Source organism: Pseudomonas sp. R62 (assembly GCF_000257605.1).
GTDB lineage: Bacteria > Pseudomonadota > Gammaproteobacteria > Pseudomonadales > Pseudomonadaceae > Aquipseudomonas > Aquipseudomonas atacamensis.
Genome location: NZ_JH635999.1, coordinates 367,613 through 374,206 on the forward strand (window position 1 = coordinate 367,613; position 6,594 = coordinate 374,206).

The 6,594-nt window shown below is 60.3% G+C and carries 7 protein-coding genes and 1 tRNA gene; all 8 read left to right on the forward strand.

The features are described from left to right. The first annotated feature begins 137 nt into the window (after positions 1 to 137). Positions 138 to 213 (forward strand) — tRNA-Glu (locus OQK_RS19910). A 181-nt stretch (positions 214 to 394) separates the two neighbouring features. Next, positions 395 to 934, forward strand: a complete 540-nt coding sequence (locus OQK_RS19915; protein WP_016773921.1) for a TetR/AcrR family transcriptional regulator — start codon at positions 395 to 397, stop codon at positions 932 to 934. A gap of 30 nt (positions 935 to 964) precedes the next feature. Continuing rightward, a complete protein-coding gene (locus OQK_RS19920; protein WP_016773922.1) occupies positions 965 to 1,798 on the forward strand; it encodes an alpha/beta fold hydrolase in 834 nt (277 codons plus the stop codon). Between the two features lie 46 nt (positions 1,799 to 1,844). Next, a complete protein-coding gene (locus OQK_RS19925) occupies positions 1,845 to 2,288 on the forward strand; it encodes an acyl-CoA thioesterase (protein ID WP_016773923.1) in 444 nt (147 codons plus the stop codon). Positions 2,289 to 2,461: 173 nt separating this feature from the next. Then, positions 2,462 to 3,421, forward strand: a complete 960-nt coding sequence (locus OQK_RS19930; protein WP_016773924.1) for a tRNA dihydrouridine synthase — start codon at positions 2,462 to 2,464, stop codon at positions 3,419 to 3,421. Positions 3,422 to 3,540: 119 nt separating this feature from the next. Next, on the forward strand, positions 3,541 to 3,987 hold the full coding sequence (locus tag OQK_RS19935; protein ID WP_016773925.1) for an Hsp20 family protein: 447 nt from the start codon (positions 3,541 to 3,543) through the stop codon (positions 3,985 to 3,987). A 188-nt stretch (positions 3,988 to 4,175) separates the two neighbouring features. Beyond that, positions 4,176 to 4,871: a DUF1266 domain-containing protein gene (locus OQK_RS19940; RefSeq protein ID WP_016773926.1), complete on the forward strand. Its 696-nt coding sequence runs from the start codon at positions 4,176 to 4,178 to the stop codon at positions 4,869 to 4,871. Beyond that, a partial coding sequence (locus tag OQK_RS30525; protein WP_038861448.1) for a J domain-containing protein occupies positions 4,868 to 6,594 on the forward strand: 1,727 nt, incomplete at its 3' end. The genes OQK_RS19940 and OQK_RS30525, both read left to right, overlap by 4 nt.

Genomic DNA, 6,594 nt, shown 5'->3' on the forward strand with positions numbered 1-6,594 from the left:
GAGAGCGCCTGCATGGCATGCAGGAGGTCAGCGGTTCGATCCCGCTTAGCTCCACCAATTTTACAGTTCAAGGTCTGGCCACACCGGCCTTGAATCGATCAGCTCTCAGCACTGATCAGTTGTATAGAAGGGTTTGTGTCCCCTTCGTCTAGTGGCCTAGGACACCGCCCTTTCACGGCGGTAACAGGGGTTCGAGTCCCCTAGGGGACGCCACGATTACCCGCTCTGCGGGATTTATAAGGGTCATTCAATTATTGAATGGCCCTTTTGTTTGTCCGGCGTTTGGCCAACTCTCCTTTTTCCTTACACTGTGCTTCAGACCAGCGGTCATATTCATGACTTGCGGAATATTATTATGCGAATAATATTCTAGTCGTAATATTCGGAGGCAACGATGAACGATAAAAAAGCTCAAACCCGCGAACGCATCCTCAAGGCTGCCAGCGCCGCACTGATTCAGCGCGGCCCGGCAGACCCGAGCGTGGGCGAAGTGATGGGCGCCGCCGGCCTGACGGTTGGCGGTTTCTACGCCCACTTCGAAAGCAAGGACGCGATGATGCTCGAAGCGTTCAAGCAACTGCTGGGCCGGCGTCGCGACCTGATTGCCGACATGGACGCCGATCTGACCGGCGAAGAGCGTCGCGCTTTGGTCGCTGCGTTCTACCTGTCGCGCAAACACCGGGATTCCAGCGAAGCCGCATGCCCGATTCCTGCCTCGATTGGCGAATTGGGGCGTTTGCCGGAGTCGTTCCGCATCGCGCTGAACGAGCATCTGGAGCTGATGGTCGCGCAACTGGCCGCCAGCCCTGAAGACACCGACAAGGCTTTGGCCGATGTCGCGTTGATGGTCGGTGGTCTGGCCTTGGCCAGGGCGCTGGGTCCGGGAGAGTTATCCGATCGATTGCTGCGCGCCGCCAAGTCGGCGGTGCGTTGACCTGAAGGCAACAAGCCTGAGGAGAGTGCGATGAACGCGTTGAAGTGGGTTCGTGGCGTTAACGGTACCTTGGGCTGGTTTGCACCGAAGCTGGTGGCGAGCAAAATGCGTCTGGCGTTCATGACGCCCCGCGCGCTACCGCTGCGGGATTGGGAGCTGCCGCTGTTGGCCAGCTCCGAACGCATTACGCTGCGCTTCGGCCTGTCGGCGCTGCGCTGGGGCCAAGGCCCGACAGTGTTGCTGATGCATGGTTGGGAAGGGCGGCCAACGCAGTTCGCCTCGCTGATCAATGCTCTGGTCGATGCCGGCTATACCGTCGTCGCGCTCGACGGTCCGGCCCACGGTCGCTCCCCTGGGCGCGAAGCCAATGTAGTGCTGTTCGCCCGCGCCATGCTTGAAGCGGCTGCCGAATTGCCGCCGCTGCAAGCGGTTATCGGCCATTCCATGGGCGGCGCCAGCGCGATGCTCGCCGTGCAATTGGGTCTGCGCACCGAAACCCTGGTCAGCATCGCCGCACCGTCGCGGATTCTCGGCGTGCTGCGCGGTTTTGCACGCATGGTCGGCATGCCGCCGCGCGCGCGTTCGGCCTTTATCCGCCAGGTCGAGCAGGACGTCGGCATGCGCGCCGCGACGCTGGACGTGGCCCACTATCAACTGGATATGCCCGGTCTGATCGTGCATGCCGAGGACGACAATTTTGTCTCGGTCAAGGAATCGCAATTGATTCACGAAGCCTGGTTCGACAGCCGCCTGCTGCGCCTGGAAAGCGGCGGCCATCAACGCGTGCTGGCCGACCCTCGAGTGATTGATGGCGTGTTATCACTGCTCGCCGGTCGCAGCCTTCAGGCGCGCCAATCGGCCTGAGCTCCGTTACACTGCCCCGGTTGAATACTTTGACCGGGAGTGGGGTATGGGCTGGGATCGGGCAACGCCGTTTACCATTGATCTGCAAGTAGGCGCCGAAGACATCGACGGGCTCGGGCACGCCAATAACGCCGTTTACGTGACCTGGCTCGAGCGCTGCGCCTGGCGCCATTCGCAGCGCCTCGGCCTGGACCTGGTCGAATACCGGCGGCTGGATCGGGCGATGGCCGTTGTCCGCCACGAAATCGATTACCTGGCCGCCGCCTACGAAGGCGATGAACTGCAACTGGCGACGTGGATCGTCGACTGGGATCAGCGCCTGAAAATGACCCGGCATTTCCAGCTCAAACGCCCCAGTGACAACGCCACCCTGCTGCGCGCGCAGACCACATTTGTCTGCATCGAGCTGTCGACCGGCAAGCCCAAGCGCATGCCGGCGGAATTTATCGAAGGCTATGGCCCGGCGATCCAGATTGCAGAGGCGATGTAAATCTCACTCTGTGGGAGCGAGCCTGCTCACGAAGCGTCGCGTCAGTTACGCATGTATCAACTGACAGACCGCCTTCGCGAGCAGGCTCGCTCCCACAGAGAGATGTGTTGTCCTGCGGTCTTGCACGATATCCAGTAAACTGCCGCACGTTTTTTCTTCAAGTAGTGTTTCCCATGCAAATTGCTCTGGCGCCCATGGAAGGGTTGGTCGACGACATCCTGCGCGACGTGCTGACCCGCGTTGGCGGCATCGACTGGTGCGTGACCGAATTCATTCGGGTCAACGACCAGTTGCTCACCCCGGCGTACTTCCACAAGTTCGGCCCCGAGCTGCTCAACGGTGCTCGCACCGCGTCCGGTGTGCCGCTGCGCGTGCAATTGCTCGGTTCCGATCCGGTATGCCTGGCGGAAAACGCCGCGCTGGCCTGCGAGCTTGGCTCGGAAGTGATCGACCTCAACTTCGGCTGCCCGGCCAAGACGGTCAACAAATCCCGCGGCGGCGCCGTGCTGCTCAAGGAGCCGGAGCTGCTCAACCAGATCGTCGAGCATGTCCGTCGCGCCGTACCGGCGCACATCCCGGTCACCGCGAAAATGCGCCTGGGTTTCGACAGTCCCGACGGCTCGCTGGTCTGCGCCACGGCGCTGGCCGAAGGCGGGGCAGAGCACATCGTCGTACATGCGCGGACGAAAATGGACGGCTACAAACCGCCGGCTCATTGGGAGTGGATCCCGCGCGTGCAGGACGTGGTCAAGGTGCCGGTGTTCGCCAACGGCGATATCTGGAGCGTCGAAGACTGGCGCCGTTGCCGCGAAATCAGTGGTGTGGAAGACATTATGCTCGGTCGGGGTCTGGTCTCCCGCCCGGATCTCGCTCGGCAGATCGCTGCGGCGCGCGCAGGCGAAGAGGTCGTCGAGATGACCTGGGCCGAGCTGATGCCGCTGATTCAGGACTTCTGGCTGCAGGCCAAAGCGCAAATGACCGCCCGGCAATCGCCCGGTCGCCTCAAGCAATGGCTGGCCATGCTGACGCGCAACTACCCGGAAGCCGCCGAGCTTTTCACTGTTCTGCGCCGTGAAACCGAGCCGGATCAGGTCTCGCGTCTGCTCGGATTGCCGCTCGTCGAAGCCGCATAAAAAATCTCAAAATAATCTCTTGAAATCAAAACAGTGGTCCCTATCTAAGGGTTACGCGATGCCGAATTCGGGTCGCGGAGACACAAAACCTTGCTGATTGTTTTCAGGAGATTTGAATCATGAGTACTGCATTTTCTCTCGCGCCACTGTTCCGTTCCTCGGTCGGTTTCGACCGTTTCAACGACCTGTTCGAAACCGCCCTGCGCAACGAGCCAGGCAGCAGCTACCCACCTTACAACGTCGAAAAACACGGTGATGACCAATACCGTATCGTCGTTGCGGCCGCCGGTTTCCAGGAAGAAGACCTGGACCTGCAAGTCGAGAAGGGTGTGCTGACCATCAGTGGCGGCAAGCGTGACACTGACGAGAGCGTCACGTTCTTGCATCAAGGCATCGCTCAGCGAGCCTTCAAGCTGTCGTTCCGTCTGGCCGATCACATCGAGATCAAGGACGCTGCCCTGCGCAACGGCCTGCTGAGCATCGACCTGCTCCGTGTGATCCCGGAAGAAGCGAAAGCCAAGCGCATCCCGATCAATGGAGCGCAGCAGCCAGCGTTGCAGCATTGATTCATGTGCTGACACACAATCGCCCGAACCGGCGATAAGCCGCTGAACGAAAGGCCCCGATACGTCGGGGCCTTTTTTGTGCGCGCAGTCAAAGCGATGCAGGGTTTGCCGCTGTTGGCGGGGCTCTTTACAATCGGCGCAGTTTTGCCGGCCCCCATTTCCCAGCGGTCGGCCTGGAGCCTTTTTTCATGGACGAGATTCAACAGCGCTGGCTGTGCGCGTTGTCCGCACCAATGGCCGCGCTCAACACCGGCGCCGGGTATGACGACCCGGCGTTCTGCAACGATCGTTACATCAACCTCAAGGAAAGTTGGGGTATCGATGATCGGCAACAGTTGTTCGACATGCTCGGATGGATGACCGACGACGGCCATGCCAAACACCTCAGTGCGGCCTATCTGGCGTGGCAGCGATGCCTGCCGAGTGAATGGCAGTCGTTGCTCAATGAGCTGAGCCCGCGCGAGCGCGTCCTGCATGAATTTGCCAGCCGTACCTTCGGCAGCTGTGGTCCCGGCGGCATCTTGTCCTGGGATTACGGCCGGATGGGCTTTCTGTTGCGCTGCGCCGTACGTAATCAATGGATCGATCTGGCCGAGAGCAACTGGTTGCACAGTCGTCTGGCGTTGAGGGCGCAGTTTCATTACGGCAGCTGGATGGCTTACTTCAACGGCTTTCTGGTGGGACGAACCTTTTGGTGCTGCATGAGTAAAAGCGATGATGAACTGGCGGTCGAGATGAGTCGTGAGGGCACCAGCGCTTTCAACACCAGGATTGCCCGAGGTCTTGCGCAAAACATTCCACACTTTCTCGCTGATCTGCCTTGGCACATGGATATTGATCCGCCGTCTCGTCCGGCATCGCTTGGGGAGTTCGACTGGTCATGAGTTGCTGGATTCGACTGGGCATTGAACCGACTACTGACGAAACCCTGATTCGCAGCGCCTATCGCGCCCGTTTGCCGGCGCACCATCCGGAAACCGATCCGGAAGGTTTTCAAGCGCTACGCATGGCCTACGAGAGTGCCCTGCGTCTGGCCCGTGAAGAGGAGGAAGAGGCTGGAGACGAGATCGACGCTGCACAAGCCAATGTCGTTCGGGCGCCTCAAGCTTTCCTGGATTTCTGTGCGCTGCTGGATGATCCCGCGCGACGATTCAATCACACGGCGTGGCAGGCATTCGTCCGGACGCTGGATGAATTGTCACTGGAGGTTTTAGATGACCTCAACTGGGGCTTGTACCACCGACTGTCCGGCGCCGGTCCGTTGTCCTACCGTTGTGCGAATCTGTTGGCGCAGCGCATGGCCTGGGACCAGCAATTGCTCGATCTGGCATTCGACGATGCGCAAGCGGTAGAAGGCTTTTTGCAGCGCATCAAGACGCCCGACCCGTTCGACACGGATCTGATGAGCGCCTGGTCAGAGCCGGCACAGACCGAGTCGCTGTGGTATGCCCGTAGCCTCGATTTCATCTTTACTCAGCGTCCGCTTCACGAGTTCGCCGAGTTCGCCAGTCGGCACACGTGCTTGCCGTTGCCCAACGATGCCGCGTACCTCAAGCGGTTGCTGGTGCAGTTCACCCAAGCGGGGATGGGCGCGCCGACGTTCCTGCAATGCTGTGCCGAACAGCACGATGCCGCGCCGGATAACGTCGACTGGCTGTACCTGCTGGCGTGTCAGTACAGTCTGTTGGGGCACGACGATCAAGCGTTTCCATGCTGGATTCGGCTCTGGAGCGAACATCGCCATCCCGCGGCAGAGAGTCGCTTGCTGGAGCTGTGTGCCAAGCGTCAGCCGACCTTTCTGCCGTTGCTGATTCAGGCGTTCGATCGTCTGGAGGACTGCGCCGTTTGGCCGGACGAACTGGGTGCTGAGTGCCAAGTGTATGGCAGTCCGTCACAACGGCCCGAGACCTTGACCCGTTGGTTGGGTGTCGGACGGCTCAAGCTTGATGCACTGGCGCAAAGCTTTGTTGATTGGCGCATGGCGGGCGACGAGTTGCCATTGCTCGCGCAGTTGATCGGCGAAAACCACGACAGCCGTTTGCTGCGTCTGTACCGGCACGCCTGGGCGCTGCATCGTGGTGATTCGGCCTTGTTGCAGCAGATTGTCGACGAACCGCTGCCGGTGGACGCGCTGGAATGCCTGGTTTTGAGCGGCCTGAAGTATCAGGCCAGGCAACATCTGCATTGGCTGGCCAAGGCTCCTGTCGCGCAGGCCATGAGCGCTTTCACTGACTCGCAAACACTTTCACCGCAATTGCCGCCCGCGTTATCCGAAGGCGCGCTGCACAAGGTTTGTCGTCTGTGGTTGCAGCGCTTGCGGCCCTATAGCGACACGGCGCTTGCACGCATTGCCGACGCGTTCGAGCTGAGTGCGGTCAAAGACGGCAATGACCTGTCGCAACTCGATGTCATGCTCCAGTTGAGTCGGCGCGCGACAGGTTTGCCGCCGATCGGGTTGGGAACGGCGATCTGGGATTGGCACGCTCAAACCGTGTTTTTGCTGGCATTGCTGGAACAACCCGAGCGCTGGTTGCAATTGATCGATGCGCAGTGTCTGGAGCGTTTGCCGTTCAATCCTGCGCATCCTTTGAGCCGACTGCAGCCGCT